At 74.0% G+C, this 15,033-nt stretch carries 14 protein-coding genes; 6 read left to right on the forward strand and 8 right to left on the reverse strand.

What is annotated here, in order from left to right; genetic code table 11:
* The first annotated feature begins 85 nt into the window (after positions 1 to 85).
* The 3 genes from BLS21_RS16805 (at position 86) to BLS21_RS16815 (ending at position 2,068) form a co-directional block, all read left to right on the forward strand.
* A complete protein-coding gene (locus tag BLS21_RS16805) occupies positions 86 to 580 on the forward strand; it encodes a DUF1059 domain-containing protein (RefSeq protein ID WP_091221027.1) in 495 nt (164 codons plus the stop codon).
* A 64-nt stretch (positions 581 to 644) separates the two neighbouring features.
* The gene (locus BLS21_RS16810) at positions 645 to 1,178 is read left to right on the forward strand and encodes a peptidylprolyl isomerase (protein ID WP_091221429.1); all 534 of its coding nucleotides are present in this window, start codon (positions 645 to 647) and stop codon (positions 1,176 to 1,178) included.
* Positions 1,179 to 1,309: 131 nt separating this feature from the next.
* Complete coding sequence (locus BLS21_RS16815; RefSeq protein WP_091221029.1) at positions 1,310 to 2,068, forward strand: rhomboid family intramembrane serine protease; 759 nt, start codon at positions 1,310 to 1,312, stop codon at positions 2,066 to 2,068.
* A 123-nt stretch (positions 2,069 to 2,191) separates the two neighbouring features.
* Here BLS21_RS16815 and BLS21_RS16820 read toward each other — a convergent pair whose 3' ends face one another.
* Positions 2,192 to 2,650, reverse strand: coding sequence for a PH domain-containing protein (locus tag BLS21_RS16820; protein WP_091221032.1), 459 nt, complete (start codon positions 2,648 to 2,650; stop codon positions 2,192 to 2,194).
* Between the two features lie 101 nt (positions 2,651 to 2,751).
* Here BLS21_RS16820 and BLS21_RS16825 point away from each other — a divergent pair, with 101 nt between their 5' ends.
* Positions 2,752 to 3,912, forward strand: coding sequence for a thiolase family protein (locus BLS21_RS16825; RefSeq protein ID WP_091221431.1), 1,161 nt, complete (start codon positions 2,752 to 2,754; stop codon positions 3,910 to 3,912).
* Between the two features lie 510 nt (positions 3,913 to 4,422).
* On the opposite strand, the gene crgA is transcribed toward BLS21_RS16825, so the two are convergent.
* A complete protein-coding gene (gene crgA, locus BLS21_RS16830; RefSeq protein ID WP_091221035.1) occupies positions 4,423 to 4,695 on the reverse strand; it encodes a cell division protein CrgA in 273 nt (90 codons plus the stop codon).
* Between the two features lie 98 nt (positions 4,696 to 4,793).
* Between crgA and BLS21_RS16835 the strand changes: the two genes are divergently transcribed.
* Positions 4,794 to 5,531: a DUF881 domain-containing protein gene (locus tag BLS21_RS16835; RefSeq protein WP_245700494.1), complete on the forward strand. Its 738-nt coding sequence runs from the start codon at positions 4,794 to 4,796 to the stop codon at positions 5,529 to 5,531.
* A gap of 89 nt (positions 5,532 to 5,620) precedes the next feature.
* Positions 5,621 to 6,277: an aminodeoxychorismate/anthranilate synthase component II gene (locus tag BLS21_RS16840; RefSeq protein ID WP_245700496.1), complete on the forward strand. Its 657-nt coding sequence runs from the start codon at positions 5,621 to 5,623 to the stop codon at positions 6,275 to 6,277.
* Between the two features lie 54 nt (positions 6,278 to 6,331).
* Here the strand turns inward: BLS21_RS16840 and pknB are convergent, their stop codons facing one another.
* From pknB to BLS21_RS16870, 6 genes are all read right to left on the reverse strand, one after another.
* On the reverse strand, positions 6,332 to 8,269 hold the full coding sequence (pknB, locus tag BLS21_RS16845; protein ID WP_091221045.1) for a Stk1 family PASTA domain-containing Ser/Thr kinase: 1,938 nt from the start codon (positions 8,267 to 8,269) through the stop codon (positions 6,332 to 6,334).
* 127 nt (positions 8,270 to 8,396) lie between these two features.
* Positions 8,397 to 10,232, reverse strand: a complete 1,836-nt coding sequence (locus BLS21_RS16850; RefSeq protein ID WP_091221048.1) for a serine/threonine-protein kinase — start codon at positions 10,230 to 10,232, stop codon at positions 8,397 to 8,399.
* Complete coding sequence (locus BLS21_RS16855; RefSeq protein WP_091221051.1) at positions 10,232 to 11,674, reverse strand: peptidoglycan D,D-transpeptidase FtsI family protein; 1,443 nt, start codon at positions 11,672 to 11,674, stop codon at positions 10,232 to 10,234. Before BLS21_RS16855 ends, BLS21_RS16850 begins: the two co-directional genes overlap by 1 nt.
* Entirely contained in the window at positions 11,671 to 13,092 is a 1,422-nt protein-coding gene (locus tag BLS21_RS16860; RefSeq protein WP_175479604.1) for an FtsW/RodA/SpoVE family cell cycle protein, read from the reverse strand. Before BLS21_RS16860 ends, BLS21_RS16855 begins: the two co-directional genes overlap by 4 nt.
* The gene (locus BLS21_RS16865; protein WP_091221053.1) at positions 13,089 to 14,492 is read right to left on the reverse strand and encodes a PP2C family protein-serine/threonine phosphatase; all 1,404 of its coding nucleotides are present in this window, start codon (positions 14,490 to 14,492) and stop codon (positions 13,089 to 13,091) included. Before BLS21_RS16865 ends, BLS21_RS16860 begins: the two co-directional genes overlap by 4 nt.
* A gap of 28 nt (positions 14,493 to 14,520) precedes the next feature.
* Positions 14,521 to 14,985, reverse strand: a complete 465-nt coding sequence (locus BLS21_RS16870; RefSeq protein ID WP_091221056.1) for an FHA domain-containing protein FhaB/FipA — start codon at positions 14,983 to 14,985, stop codon at positions 14,521 to 14,523.
* Positions 14,986 to 15,033: the final 48 nt, after the last annotated feature.

The following is a 15,033-nucleotide window of genomic DNA, read 5'->3' on the forward strand; positions in this document are numbered from 1 at the left end:
TCCCGCCGCCCTCCGCGTATCGGTCGGCCAGGCCGCTGGCCCACGGCTCAGGGCGGGCCAGGGCCTCGTCCCGAGGAGGAGAGTCATGGCTCGGAAGACCATCGACTGCCGGACGATGCCGAGCGAGAGCAACTGCACCGTCCAGATCGCCGGCGAGGAGGACGAGGTCCTCGAGCTCGCCGTCCAGCACGCGGTGTCGGTGCACGGGCACGCGGACGACCGGGAGTTGCGCGACGGGCTGCGTGCCGCGCTGCGGGACGAGGAGGCCCTCCACCTGGAGGAGGGCGCCTTCGTCCAGCTGATCGAGTTCCACGCCCGAGACCTCGACGGGGTCCGCGCGCTCGGCGAGGAGTGGCGGGAGCGGATGGGCCGCGAGACGACGGCCCGCTGGATCGTGTTCACGGCGGATCGCGACCGGGCCGACACCTACCTCCAGTTCGTGGCGTTCCCCGACCACGCCTCCGCGATGCGCAACTCCGAGCACCCGGTGACCACGGAGATCTCGAAGCGGATGCAGGAGGTCACCGAGGGGGAGGCGAGCTTCCGCGACCTCGACGTCGTCCACCTCATGCGCATCTGACCGCAGTACCGGCCGTCCGCTCCCCGTGCCTCGCGGGGAGCGGGCCAGTGGGAGAGTGGACGTCGTGACTGAAGCGACTCCTGCACGCCGCGCCGTCCTGCACACCAACCACGGCGACATCACCGTCGACCTGTTCCCCGACCACGCACCCAAGACGGTCGCGAACTTCGCCGACCTCGCCGAGGGTCGCCGGGAGTGGACCCACCCGCAGACCCGCGCGAAGACCACCGACCGCCTCTACGACGGCACCGTCTTCCACCGGATCATCGACGGCTTCATGATCCAGGGCGGTGACCCGCTGGGTCAGGGCATCGGCGGTCCGGGCTACCAGTTCGGCGACGAGATCCACCCCGACCTGGCCTTCACCAAGCCCTACCTGCTGGCCATGGCCAACGCCGGGCCCGGCACCAACGGCTCGCAGTTCTTCATCACCGTCGCGCCGACCACCTGGCTGACCGGCAAGCACACCATCTTCGGCGAGGTGGCCGACCAGGCCAGCCGGGACGTCGTCGACCGCATCGCCAAGGTGCGGACCGGCCGTGGCGACCGCCCGGTGGAGGACGTCGTCCTGCAGTCGGTCGAGGTGCAGCGCAGCTGACCACGAGCCCGGACGACGGGGGCGCCGGCCAGCCGCAGCCGGCGCCCCCGCCACCCAGTTGCTACCGGCACCCGGACCGGCCCACCCGCATCGCCTGCACCCGCTGCGGCCGACCCATCTGCCCGGAGTGCATGACCCCCGCTTCGGTCGGCTTCCAGTGCCCGGACGACGTCCGGGCCGGCAACGCCGGTGTGCGCCGTCCCCGCCAGGCCCCGCTGCTGCAGCGGGCCGGACGGCGCTTCGGCGCGGTCACGGTCACGCTCATCGCGCTCAACCTGGTGGTCTTCGTGGTGACCGCGGTCTCCGCCGGCCTGGCCGGTGCCAACCCGCTGGACAACCAGTTCTCGCCGCTGTTCGTGCAGCTGGCGCAGATCCCGGTCCTCGTCGAGCTGGGCGAGGACTGGCGGCTGGTCACCGCGGCCTTCCTGCACATCGGGATCCTGCACCTGGTGCTCAACATGCTGGCGCTGCTGGTCTTCGGCTCCGAGCTCGAACGCCAGCTGGGCCGGTGGCGCTACCTCGCCGTGTACCTCGTCTCCCTGCTCGGCGGAGCGGTCGCGCTCCAGCTGTTCGGTGAGCCGGGGCGCCCGGTCGCCGGGGCCTCGGCCGCGATCTACGGCCTGCTCGGCGGCCTGGCCGTGGTCATGATCGCCCGCCGGGAGGACCTCCGCGGGCTGCTCACCCTGCTGGCGATCAACGTGCTCATCAGCTTCCTGCCCGGCGTCTCCCTGCTGGGGCACCTGGGCGGCCTGGTGGCCGGCTTCGTCGCCACCGGGCTGGTCGTGCTGGCCCGTCGGCGCACCGAGCTGCAGGTGCTGGGCCTGATGCTGCTGACGGCGGCGCTCGTGGTGGTCGCGCTGACCGTCCCCACCCTCGTCGTCCTCGCGTGAGGACCCACCCTTCCCCCGTGGAGGACCCCCTTGCCCCCCGCCACTCGCAGGCTCGCGACGGGACCCTGCACGAGGGCCGTCGAGGCTCGGCGCGGGGCCCTGGAAGGTGGCCGTCCCGGTCCGTCACCAGGGCCGCAGCGCGCGCAGCGCCCGGGCGACGTCGCCGGGGTCGGCGCCGAGGTCCCGGCGGCCGAGCAGTACAAGGACCCCGTCCTCCTCACCACTCGCAGGCTCGCGGCGAGCCTCTGGACGGGGCCGGCCGTCGCCGTCCGGTCCGGCGGCGGTGTCCAGCTCCAGCAGCCGGGAGCGCAGCCCCCACCGGCGGGCGTCGCGCACCCGCACCTGCAGCCGGGCCCACGGCAGCACGGTCGTGCCGCCCAGCCGGCGGACGGCGACGCCCTCCGGACCGGCGGCCAGCCGCGGGCGCAGCACCCGGTCGCGTGCGGACAGGGCGAGCAGCAGGACGGCGGCCGCGCCGACCAGCACCCGGCCGAGCGGGTCCAGGACCACCGTGACCAGGCCCAGGACGACGCCGGCCGCCGCCAGGACCGCCGTCTCCCCGGTGCGCGGCGACCACTCCACGCCGTCCAGCCTCCCAGGCGACCGCGGCCGCTCCTATGCGTGGACGTCCTACGATCGCGCCACGGTGGGTGGAACGCCGCCCACGTCGACGAGGAGTGGTCATGCGAGATGCCGTCATCTGCGCCGCGGTGCGCACCCCGGTGGGCAAGCGGGGCGGTGGGCTGTCCGGAGTGCACGCCGTGGACCTGTCGGCCACCGTGCTGGACGCGCTGGTCGAGCGCACCGGCCTCGACCCGGCCGTGGTCGAGGACGTGTTCTGGGGCTGCGTGAGCCAGGTCGGCGAGCAGACCTTCAACATCGCCCGCAACGCCATCCTGGCCGCGGGCTGGCCGGAGTCGGTGCCCGGGGCGACGATCGACCGGCAGTGCGGCTCCTCGCAGCAGGCGGTGGCCTTCGCCGCCGCCACGGTCATCAGCGGGCAGGCCGACGTCGTGGTCGCCGGTGGTGTCGAGTCGATGAGCCGGGTGCCGATGGGAGCCGCCCGCGCGGACGGCCTGGCGGGCAAGCCGTTGGGGCCGCGCTTCCTCGAGCGCTACGGCGGGGTCTTCCCCAACCAGGGCATCGGCGCGGAGATGATCGCCGAGCGCTGGGGCTTCTCCCGCACCCAGCTCGACGAGTACTCCCTCGCCTCGCACGAGAAGGCGGCCAAGGCGCAGGCCGACGGCGCCTTCGAGGAGGAGATCGTCCCGGTGACCACGCCGGACGGCACCGTGGTCAGCGCCGACGAGGGGATCCGGCCCGGCGGCACCCTGGAGAAGCTGGCCACGCTGAAGACCCCGTTCAAGGAGGACGGCGTCATCAGCGCCGGCAACGCCAGCCAGATCTCCGACGGGTCGGCCGCGCTGCTGGTCACCACCTCGGAGAGGGCCCGGGAGCTCGGCCTGCGCCCGCTGGTGCGCGTCCACACGACGGTCATGGCGGGCGACGACCCGGTCATCATGCTGACCGCCCCCATCCCGGCCACCCACAAGGTGCTGCAGCGCTCGGGCCTGTCGGTCGACGACATCGGGGTGTTCGAGGTCAACGAGGCGTTCGCGCCGGTGCCGCTGGCCTGGCAGGTCGAGACCGGGGCCGACGCCGACCGGCTCAACCCGCGGGGCGGCGCGATCGCGCTGGGTCACCCGCTGGGCGGGTCCGGCGCCCGGATCATGACGACGCTCGTCCACACCATGCAGGCCACCGGCGCCCGCTACGGCCTGCAGACGATGTGCGAGGGCGGCGGGATGGCGAACGCGACCGTCCTGGAGCTGCTTCCCTCCTGATCCACAGGCCCCTGTCGACGGCCCCCGGTCCCCCGTGGCCCGGGGGCCGTCGTCGTCCCGGGGGACGGCGTCGTGGGAGATCGGGATTCGCCGTGGTCAGGCCGCGTGTCGCGCTACCACAGGGCGGGTAGGACGGCGAACGCAGGGCTGCCGCCATGTCGACTCGTCCACAGTTGTGTGCACAGCTGGGGATGGACTCACAGGGCTGTAGTTACTCGGGTGCCCTTCTCGTCACTCCCGTCCCACCCGTGATGAACCCGCAGCTCAGCGCGGCGCGGTCGAACAGGCGTTCTCCACACGTCGTGGACAACCCTGGGGGTTCAGCGCTTTGTCGACCTGTGGACAGCGTCGAGCCGCTGTGCACAACGCTGCGTGTGGACAACACTGTGTGTATCCAGTCGGTGACAGACGAGAGGCCCCCGTCCCGGGTGGGACGAGGGCCTCGTCGGCGGGTGGCAACCCCTCCTGCGCACCGCCCCGGACGTGGGAGGGCGGGCAGGAGGGTGCTCCTCAGCGCCAGCGCATCGACATGACCAGACCGGCCACCATGAGGCCGAAGCCGATCAGGAAGTTCCAGGCGTTGAGCGCCGACATGAACGGGATCCGGTCGCCGGCGACGTAGAACACGACGATCCACAGCAGCCCCAGCAGCATGAGCGTGACCATGAGCGGGGCGTACCAGCGCGGGCTGGGCTGGAGGGCCCGCGCGCTCGTCGTCCCGGACTGCAGGGTGCCCTGCGGCGGCGTGTAGACCGACTTCTTGCGCACCTTGGACTTGGGCACCGATGGACTCCCTCCGGGGCCGGTCCCTCGCGACCGGCCGTGACGGTTCCCCAGCCTAAGCTGCAGATGTGGCACCAGCCCGCACCCTGCGCCCACGGATGACCCGTGGGGGTGCCGCGTGGGCCGCCCTGGTGCCCGTGGTGGCGCTGGCGGCCGGGCTGCTGTTCGCGACGTCCAGCCAGACCGCCCAGGGCACGGACCTGCGCGGCGGGGAGGCCACCGAGCTCTCCGCCCTCATCCCCGCCCGGGAGGACGTCGTCGCCCAGCAGGAGGCGCAGCTGGCGGCGCTGCAGGCCCAGGTGCAGGCCCTCACCGACCAGGCCGCGTCCCGCGACGGCGACGTGGCGGCCGCCCGCGACGCCGGGGAGGCCGGCGTCCTCTCGGCCGGCCTGGTGGCCCTCACCGGTCCCGGTGTGGAGATCACCCTGGACGACGCCCCGCGGCGGCCCGACGGCTCGCTGCCCATCGGCGCCCAGCCCGACGACGTCGTCATCCACCAGTCCGACGTGCAGGCCGTCGTGAACGCCGTGTGGGCCTCCGGCGCGGACGCGGTGGCCATCATGGACCAGCGGCTGATCGCGACCAGCGCCGTCCGCTGCGTCGGCAACGTCCTGCTGCTGCACGGCCGCACCTGGTCGCCGCCGTTCGTGGTCACCGCCATCGGCGACGCCGACGCGATCCGCGCCCAGCTGGCCGCCTCCCCGCAGGTGCAGGTCTTCCAGCAGGCGGTCGAGGACTACGGCCTGGGCTTCGCCGTCCAGGCGCGCGGCGAGCTCACGCTGCCGGCCTACGACGGCCAGCCGGCGATGGAGTACGCCACAGCCGCTGCCGGCTGAGGCCCCGTTCACGGCCCCGGCCCCGTGCAGGGGCCCGCTGCGAGCTCGCGAGCGTGAGGAGGATGGCGTCCTTTTGGTACACAGGGACCGTGAGCCGACCCGTCCTCGTCGTCGACAACTTCGACAGCTTCGTCTACAACCTGGTGCAGTACCTGGGCCAGTTGGGCGTCGAGTGCGTCGTCCGGCGCAACGACGCCGTCACCGTCGACGAGCTGCCCGGCCTCGACGTCGCCGGGGTGCTGCTCTCCCCGGGGCCGGGGACGCCGGCCGACGCCGGGGTGACCGTGCCGATGGTGCGGGCCGCCGCCGAGGCCGGGACGCCGGTCCTGGGCGTGTGCCTGGGCCACCAGGCGATCGGTGAGGCGTTCGGTGCGGAGGTCGTCCGCGCACCCGAGCTGCTGCACGGCAAGACCAGCCAGGTGGTCCACGAGGGCGCCGGCGTGCTGGCCGGGCTGCCCTCCCCGTTCACCGCCACCCGCTACCACTCGCTGGCCGTCGACCGCGACACCGTGCCCGCCGAGCTCGAGATCACCGGGACGACGCCCTCGGGCATCGTCATGGCGCTGCGGCACCGGGAGCTGCCCATCGAGGGCGTGCAGTTCCACCCCGAGTCGGTGCTCACCGAGGGCGGCCACCGGATGCTCGCCACCTGGCTGGAGGCCTGCGGCGTGGCGCCCGACCCCGCCACCGTGGAGGCGGCCAGCGCCGCGGCCCACCGGCTCACCACGGTCGCCACGACGGCCTGAGCGGCCCTCGACGCAGCAGGGCCCCTCCCCGCACGGGAAGGGGCCCTGCTGTCGTCAGCGCGGCGGCTCGGCCGTCGTGGGCGGCACCCGGACGACCACCGCGATCGGTTCGTTCGCGGCCGCCTGGCTACCGGCTCCCGGTCGGGTGCCCAGGATCGCGGTCACCTGCGACAAGTTGGTGACCACGGCCCCCTGCTCGTCGATCACGCTGACGTCGGTGAAGCCGGCGGCGCGCAGTGCGTCGCGGGCCGCCGTGGCAGAGTTCTGGGTCGTCACATCCGGCACGGTGAGCAGCGGGTCCTCGGCCGGCTCCGACGGGCCGCTGGAGACCTGCAGGGTGATCGGGTCGTCCGCGGAGGCCTGCTCGCCGGCGGAGGGGTCGGTCTCGATGACCGTGCCCTCGGGCTGCTGGGACTCGACCTGCTCGGCGGTGACGTTGGTGAAGCCCGCGCTCCGCAGCGTCTGGGTGGCCGCCGCCTGCTGCTGGCCGGTGACGTCGGGCACCTCGGCGTCGCCGTCGGACACCTGCAGGGTCACGGTGGTGCTCGGGTCGACCGACTGCCCCTCGCCGGGGCTGACGTCGACGACCTGGTCGGCGGGCTTCAGCGAGTCGATCTCCTCCGTCTCCACGCTGTCGAAGCCCGCGTTCTGCAGGGTGTTCTCGGCGCGGTCGACGTCCAGGCCGATCACGGCCGGGACCTCGACGGTGCCCGGCCCGACGCCGACGGTGAGGCGGACCGCGCTGCCCGGGTCGACCTGGGTGCCGCTGGACGGATCGGTGCCCAGGACGGTGCCCTCCTGGGACTCGTCCTGGGTGACCTGCTGGGTCACCTCGCCGACGGTCAGCCCGGCGTCGGTGAGCTGCTGCTCGGCCGCGGCCTGCTGCTGCCCGACCACGTTGGGCACCGGCACCTGCGTGGCCGTGGGCTCGGCCGCCGGCTGGTCGTCGCCGGAGTTGACCAGCAGCGCCACCCCGACGACGGCGCCGAGGATCAGCACGCCGGCGATGACCGCGGCGATGATCCGGTTGCGCCGGCGCTTGCCGACGTCGTCGTCCTCGTCGTCCCAGCCGCCGTCGCCGTACCCGCCGGGCGGGGCGCCGATGATGGCGGTCTTCTCGGCGTCGCCCATCACCGGCGTGGCCTCGACCCGCTGGCCGGCCAGGGCCCGCAGCAGGTCGTTGCGCATGTCCGCGGCCGACTGGTAGCGGTTCGCCGGGTTCTTGCTCAGCGCCTTGAGCAGGATGGCGTCGAGGTCGGCCGGGATCGCCGGGTTGACCGACGACGGCAGCTTCGGGTCCTCGCGCACGTGCTGGTAGGCCACCGAGACCGGCGAGTCGCCGGTGAACGGCGGCGCTCCGGTGACCAGCTCGTAGAGCAGGCAGCCGACCGAGTAGACGTCCGAGCGGGCGTCGACGCTCTCGCCGCGGGCCTGCTCGGGGGAGAGGTACTGGGCGGTCCCTATCACCGCGGCCGTGGAGGTCATGGTCGCGGCCGAGTCCGACACCGCGCGGGCGATGCCGAAGTCCATGACCTTGACGGTGCCCTGGGGGGTGACCATCACGTTCCCGGGCTTCACGTCGCGGTGCACGATGCCGTTGCGGTGGCTGAAGTCCAGCGCGGCGCAGATGTCGGCGGCGAAGGTCATCGCCCGCTCCGGGGAGAGCACGCCCTCCCGGCGCAGCACGTCGCGCAGGGTCTCGCCCTCGACGTACTCCATGACGATGTACGGGGTCGCGCCGCTCGACGTCCGGTCCTCGCCGGTGTCGTAGACCGAGACGATCGCCGGGTGGTTCAGCGAGGCCGCCGCCTGCGCCTCGCGGCGGAACCGGACCTGGAAGGAGGGGTCGCGCGCGAGGTCGCTGCGCAGGACCTTGACCGCCACCTCGCGGCCGAGGCGCAGGTCGCGGCCGCGGTGCACCTCGGCCATGCCACCGCGACCGAGCACCCCGCCGATCTCGTAGCGCTCACCGAGCACCTGGGGCGTGGTCATCGGAGGTCCTCTCGGGCGGTGCGGTCCTGCGTCCGGGCGGGACCCCGCGGGGCGCAGTGGACGGGTGGGCCGGCGGGCAGCGTAACCGCTGCGACCGCCAGGACCCGGACGGCGCGAGGGGAGCGGCTCACGCCGTCGGACCTGCTTCCCCAGCCACCGGCTGGCGGTTCTGCGCGTTGCCGGCCGGTGGCTCGGCCGTGTCACGTGGGGGCACGGTCGCCGTCGGCGTGTTGCCGGGCAGCGTGGTCTGTGTCGGCTGTGCGGTGGGGGTGGACGTGGCGCCGCCACCCGTCGGCCGGGGGTTGCCGGTGGGCCAGGTGTTCCCGTCGGGGTCCCCGCCGTCGTTCCCGCTGTCCTCGTCGCCGCCGGGATCGCTGGCCGTCGTCGGGGCCGGAGCAGCGGTCGTCCGGGGCGGGGCCTGGGTGGTGGGGGCCGCAGGAGCCTCGTCGTCCCCGGTGCCGGTGCCCCCGTCGCCGGTGTCGGGCGCGTAGCCCGCAGCGGCGTAGAAGAGGGTCACGGTGTCGCCGGGCGAGACGTCGGTGTTCGCCGGGTCGGTGGTGACGACGTCGCCCTCGTCCAGCGGCTGACCGAGCGCGGCCAGCTGCGCGGCACTGGCCTCCTCGGTCTCGACCTGCAGGCCCGCGGCACGCAGGAGGTCCGCGACGTCGTCGACGTCGTCCCCGACGTAGTCGTCGGTCGCGACGAAGAACGCCCCCGGCGCCGCGCTGGAGGCCGTGCTCGGTGCCGCGGTGGTGGGGGCGGCGTCGGTGCCCGTCGAGCCGTCGTCCCCGCCGCCCGCGAGGGCCCACAGCCCGCCGCCCACCAGCGCGAGCAGCAGCAGGCCGGCGACCAGCCACACCCAGGGCTTGCGGCGGCGGTCGTCGTCCGCGGGCGGCGCGGTGTGCCGGCCGCGCTCGTCGTCGTCCTCGGTGCGGCGCAGGGGCGGCATGGCGCCCGCCGAGGTGCGTGCCCCGGTGACGGCGGCCCCGCCGGCGGACGCGGCGCCCAGCACCTGGGTGCGCGAGTCGGCGAGGTCGTCGACGACCTCGGTCTGCGCCGTGGGCGCGGCGCCCACCGGGTACGGCGGCGTCGTGGCGGACCCGGCGGCCCGGTGGGCGGGGGAGGTGCCGTTGCCGGAGGCCACCGATCGGATCGCGGCGGCGAAGGCGGCGCCGTCGGGGAAGCGGTCGGCCGGGTCCTTGGCCAGAGCGCGCTCGATCAGCAGCCGCACCGCCGGGGGCACGTTCGCCGGCAGGGGCGGCGGCTGGCGGTTGATGTGCGCCAGCGCCACCGCGACCTGCGACGTCCCGTCGAACGGCCGGCCGCCGGTCAGGCACTCGTATCCGACGACACCGAGGGAGTAGACGTCGGAGGCGGCGGTGACCTCGAAGCCCTGCGCCTGCTCGGGGGAGAGGTACTGGGCGGTGCCGACGACCATGCCGGTGCGGGTCAGCGGTGTGGCGTCGCGGGCCCGGGCGATGCCGAAGTCGGTCAGCTTCACCACGCCGTCGGGGCGCACGATGAGGTTGCCCGGCTTGATGTCGCGGTGGACGACGCCGGCGTGGTGGGCCGCCGAGAGCCCGTCGGCGGCCTGGCCGAGGACGTGCAGCGTCCAGTCGACCGGGAGCTTGCCCTCCTCGTGCAGGATCGTGACCAGCGGCTTGCCCTCGACCAGCTCCATGACGAGGAAGGCCAGCCGGGCGCCGCGCTCGTCCTCGGTCTCGCCGTAGTCGTAGACCGAGGCGATGTTGGGGTGGGACAGCGCCGCGGTGTGCCGCGCCTCGTTGCGGAAGCGGGCCACGAAGCTCGGGTCGCCGGTGAACTCGCTGCGGAGCACCTTGGCGGCGACCTCGCGGTCGAGGACGCGGTCGCGGGCACGCCACACCTCGCCCATGCCGCCCGTGGCGATGGGTGCGGTGATCTCGTAGCGCCCGGCGAGGATCGTCCCGGTCGACAGTGTCATCAGCCGCCCTGCCCGTCGAGGTAGGCCTGCATGACGTCCCGGGCGATGGGGGCGGAGACGTCGCCGCCCGTGCCGCCGCCGTTGGCCACGAAGACCGCCACGGCGATCTGCGGGTCGTCGGCCGGCGCGAACCCGATGAACCAGTTGTGGTCGGGGCCGGCGTTCTCCGCCGTCCCGGTCTTGCCCGCGACGGTGGCGCCGGGGATCCGCGCGCGCCGGCCGCTGCCGTTCTCCACGACGCTGGTCATCATCTCGGTCAGCTGGTCGGCGACGTCGGCCGAGACCGGCTCGCTGAGCTCCTCGGGGTCGGTCTGGTCGATGACCGACAGGTCCGGGGCACGCACCTGGTCGACGAGGTAGGGGCTCATCAGCGTCCCGTCGTTGGCCACCGCGGAGGCGATCATCGCCGCCTGCAGCGGGGTGAGCTGCACGTCCTGCTGACCGATCGAGCTGACCCCGAGCGCCGCGTCGGTCTCGATCTCCCCGAGCGTGCTCTCCGACACGGGCAGCGGGATCTCGAGGGGGTCGCCGCCGATGCCGAACGCCTCGGCCATCTCCCGCACCCGGTCCTCGCCGAGGTCGATGCCCAGCTGGGCGAAGGCGGTGTTGCAGGAGATGGTCAGCGCCTCGAGCAGGCTCTGCCGGCCGCTGGGGTCGCAGGCCGAGCCGCCGAAGTTCTCCAGCGCCGTCCTGGTGCCGGGCAGGACGAGCTCCTGCGGCGCCGGGATGACGGTGTCGGGCGTGTACTGGCCGCTGGACAGCGCCGCGGCGGAGACGACCACCTTGAAGATCGACCCCGGCTCGTAACGGGCGTTGATCGCCCGGTTGAGCCGGGGGTCGATCTCCATGCCGTCGAGCTGCGCGGCGTAGTCGCGGATCGCGGCCGGCTCGTGGCTGGAGAGCTGGTTCGGGTCGTACGTCGGGGTGCTCGCCATGCCCAGCACCGCCCCGGTCGAGGGGTCGAGGGCGACGACCGCGCCGGTGACGCCCTCGAGCCCGGCCATCGCCGTCTCCTGCACCGCGGGGTCCAGGGTCAGGACGACGTCACCGCCGGCGGGGTCGCGTCCGGTGAACAGGTCGGCCAGGCGCCGGGTGAACAGCCGGGCGTCGTCGCCGGAGAGCACGTCGTCGGCCGCCCGCTCCATCTGGGCGTTGCCGTAGACCAGCGAGTAGTAGCCGGTGACCGGTGCGTACACCGGGCCGTTCGCGTACTGCCGCAGGTAGGTGAGCTGGTCGTCGGTCGGGACCGAGTTGGCGACCTCGGTGCCGCCGGCGACGATCGAGCCCCGCTCGCTGTCGTACTCCTCGACGAGCACGCGGGTGTTGCGGCCGTCGGAGCGCAGCTCGTCGGAACGGACCACCTGGATGACGTTGACGTTGACGATCAGCAGCGTGAACAGCACGAGCACGCTGATCGCCACGCGGCGCAGGGGGGCGTTCACGTCTGCACCACCTCGGTCGGGGCGTCACCGAGCGCGGGCTTGGGCGGCCCGGTGGGGGCGGCCGGGCGGCGCGCGGCGTCGCTGATCCGCACCAGGACGGCGACCAGGACGAAGTTGGCCACCAGCGACGAGCCGCCGTAGGCGAGGAAGGGCGTGGTCAGTCCGGTCAGCGGCAGCAGGCCGGTGACCCCGCCGAGGACGACGAACACCTGCCAGGCGATGGCGAAGGACAGGCCGGCCGCCAGCAGCTTGCCGAACGCGTCGCGGCAGATCAGCGACGTGCGCAGCCCGCGCTCGACCAGCACCAGGTAGACGATGATCACCGCGACCAGGCCGAACAGGCCCAGCTCCTCGCCGACCGCGGCGGCGATGAAGTCGCTCTTGGCCACCGGCACCTGGTCGGGGCGGCCACCGCCGAGCCCGGCGCCGAACAGCCCGCCGGTGCCCAGGCCGAACAGCGCCTGGGCCACCTGGAAGCCGGAGCCGTCGTAGTACTCGAAGGGGTCCAGCCAGGAGTCGACGCGCTGCTGCACGTGGCCGAAGAGCTGGTAGGCGACGAGTGCGCCCCCGGCGAACAGGCCCAGGCCGATGAGCAGCCAGCTGGCCCGCTCGGTGGCCACGTAGAGCATGACGACGAAGATGCCGAACAGCAGCAGCGAGCTGCCCAGGTCGCGCTCGAAGACCAGCACGAGGATCGACAGCCCCCAGGCGACCAGGACCGGGCCGAGGTCGCGGCCGCGGGGCAGCTCCAGGCCCATGACGCGGCGGCTGGCCAGCGCCAGGACGTCGCGCTTGTCGACGAGGTAGGCGGCGAAGAAGACCGTCAGGCAGATCTTGGCGAACTCGCCGGGCTGGATGCTGAAGCCGGCCACCCGGATCCAGATCTTGGCGCCGTTGACCTCCGAGAGGGACGACGGCAGCAGCGCCGGGATGGCCAGCAGCACCAGGCCGACGAGGGCCAGCGTGTAGGCGAACCGGGACAGCAGCCGGTGGTCGCGCAGCACCAGCAGCACGCCGACGAACAGGACCAGGCCCAGCGTGGCCCACACCAGCTGGACGGGGGCGTCCTCCCGGCTGAGCGCGCTGTCGGCCTGCTGGGCGGCCAGGTCGAGGCGGTGGATGAAGGACAGCCCGAGGCCCACCAGCAGGGCGACCGCGGGCAGCAGCAGCGGGTCGGCGTAGGGCGCCCACCGGCGGACGACGAGGTGGGCGACGGTCCACAGCGCGGCGAACCACACCCCGAAGGTCGCCAGCTCGGTGGTCAGCGAGCCGGTGACCGTGAGGTCGACGATCGCCTGCGCGACCAGCGTGATCAGGACGGCGAAGCCGAGCAGGGCCAGCTCGGTGTTGCGGCGCTTGGGCGGGTTCGCCGCCCCCGGCGCCGCGGCGCGGGGGTCGGTCGTGGGGCCGGACGTCACTTGGCCTCCCGGCAGTCCACCCCGGGCTCGTACGTCCTCGTCGGCTGCGTCGACGTCGGCTCGGGGGTCGTCGGTTCGGGTGGGACGGGGGCGGCGTCGGTCGGCGCCGCACCGTCCGGGGCCGGCGTGGGGGAGGGCGGCGGGGGCGCGGTCGGCGCGACCGGTGCCGGCTCGACGTCCTCCTCGGTCGGGCACAGCGGCAGCCGCTGCTCGCGCAGCGTGGAGACGATGCGCCGGGCGTGCTGGCCGTCGGTGGCGTCGATGCCGCGCTGCACCTTGCTGGCGGCTGCCGGCGTGAGGTCGGCGACGGGCAGGTCGGTGACGTCGGAGACCTGGTTGAGGTCCATGCCCAGCAGCGAGGTGTCCAGGCCGCGGAAGACCGTCACGCGTGCGCCGTCCGCGGTGTCCTGCACCGCGACGAACCAGTTGGACAGCACCCACAGGTAGGTGCCCGCGGCGGCGGCAGCCAGCAGGACGACGGCGGCGAGCGCGCCGAGCACCCGCCGGCGCCCGCGGCGGGGCGGGGGGGCGGCCGCCATCGGTGCCGCCGACGCGGGGGGCTCCGGTCGCGGGTCGGCCAGCGCGGCCCGCCCGGCGGCCGAGCGCGGGTCGACCGCGCGCTGCCCGACGTTGTCGCCCGCGGCACCGTCGACCACCGGCTCGACCGGGTAGGTGCCCTCGCCGTCGTCCTCCACGACGTCGGCCACGATCACCGTGATGTTGTCCGGCCCGCCGCTGCGCAGCGCCAGCTCGACGAGCCGGTCGGCGGTCGACTGCGGGTCGGGGTCCTGCAGGGCCTCGGCGAGCGTCTCCTCGCTGACCACGCCGGACAGGCCGTCGGAGCAGAGCAGGTAGCGGTCGCCGGCGCGGGCCTCGCGCATCGACAGGTCGGGGTCGACGTCCTGCCCGTTGAGCGCGCGCAGCAGCAGCGAGCGCTGGGGGTGGTGGTTGGCCTCCTCGGGCGTGATCCGCCCGTCGTCGATCAGCGTCTGCACGAACGTGTCGTCGTGGGTGATCTGCTGCAGGACGCCGTCGCGCAGCAGGTAGGCGCGCGAGTCGCCGACGTGGCACAGCGCGAGCCGGCCGCCGGCGAACAGGACGGCGGTGAGCGTGGTGCCCATGCCCTCCAGCTGCGGGGACTCGCGGATCACCTCGCGCAGGTGCTCGCTGCCGTCGAAGACCGCCTCGCGCAGCGCCTGCAGCATGTCGCCGCTGGGCGCGTCGTCGTCCAGGTGCTCGAGGGCGGCGATGACCACCTTGCTGGCGACGTCGCCGGCCGCGTGGCCGCCCATGCCGTCGGCCACGGCGAGCAGCCGGGGCCCGGCGTAGACCGAGTCCTGGTTGTTGCCGCGGACCAGGCCGCGGTCGGACCGGGCCGCGTAGCGCAGCGCGAGGCTCATCGGGGTCGGCTCCCCCGGGGGCGGCGGGTCACGAGCGCAGCTCCAGCGCGGTCTGCCCGATGCGGATCGGCTGACCCGGCGCGACGAGCAGCGGCCCCTGGACGCGCTGCTGGTCGAGGTAGGTGCCGTTGGTGGAGCCCAGGTCCTCGACGTACCACTGGCCGCCGCGGTTGGTCAGCCGGGCGTGCCGGGAGCTGGCGAAGTCGTCGGTGAGCACCAGGGTCGAGTCGTCGGCGCGGCCGATGAGGATCGGCTGGTCGCCCAGCGTGATCTTCGTGCCGGTGAGCGGGCCGGCGGTGACGACGAGGGTCTTGGGGGCGCCGCGGGTCTTCTTCTTCCCCGGGGCGGCGGCCCGCGGCGGTACCGAGGCCACCCGTCCGGCGCGGCCGCCGAACAGGTCGGCCCGGACCACCCGGAAGGCGGCGAAGATGAACAGCCACAACAGCAGGAGGAAGCCGAAGCGGAAGATCTGCAGGACGATCTCGGCCGTCACGCGTCCGCCTCGCTGGCGCTCGTCGGCCGCGTGCCGGGGCGTGCTCTG

The sequence above is a fragment of the Geodermatophilus siccatus genome (assembly GCF_900103785.1).
Classification (GTDB): domain Bacteria; phylum Actinomycetota; class Actinomycetes; order Mycobacteriales; family Geodermatophilaceae; genus Geodermatophilus; species Geodermatophilus siccatus.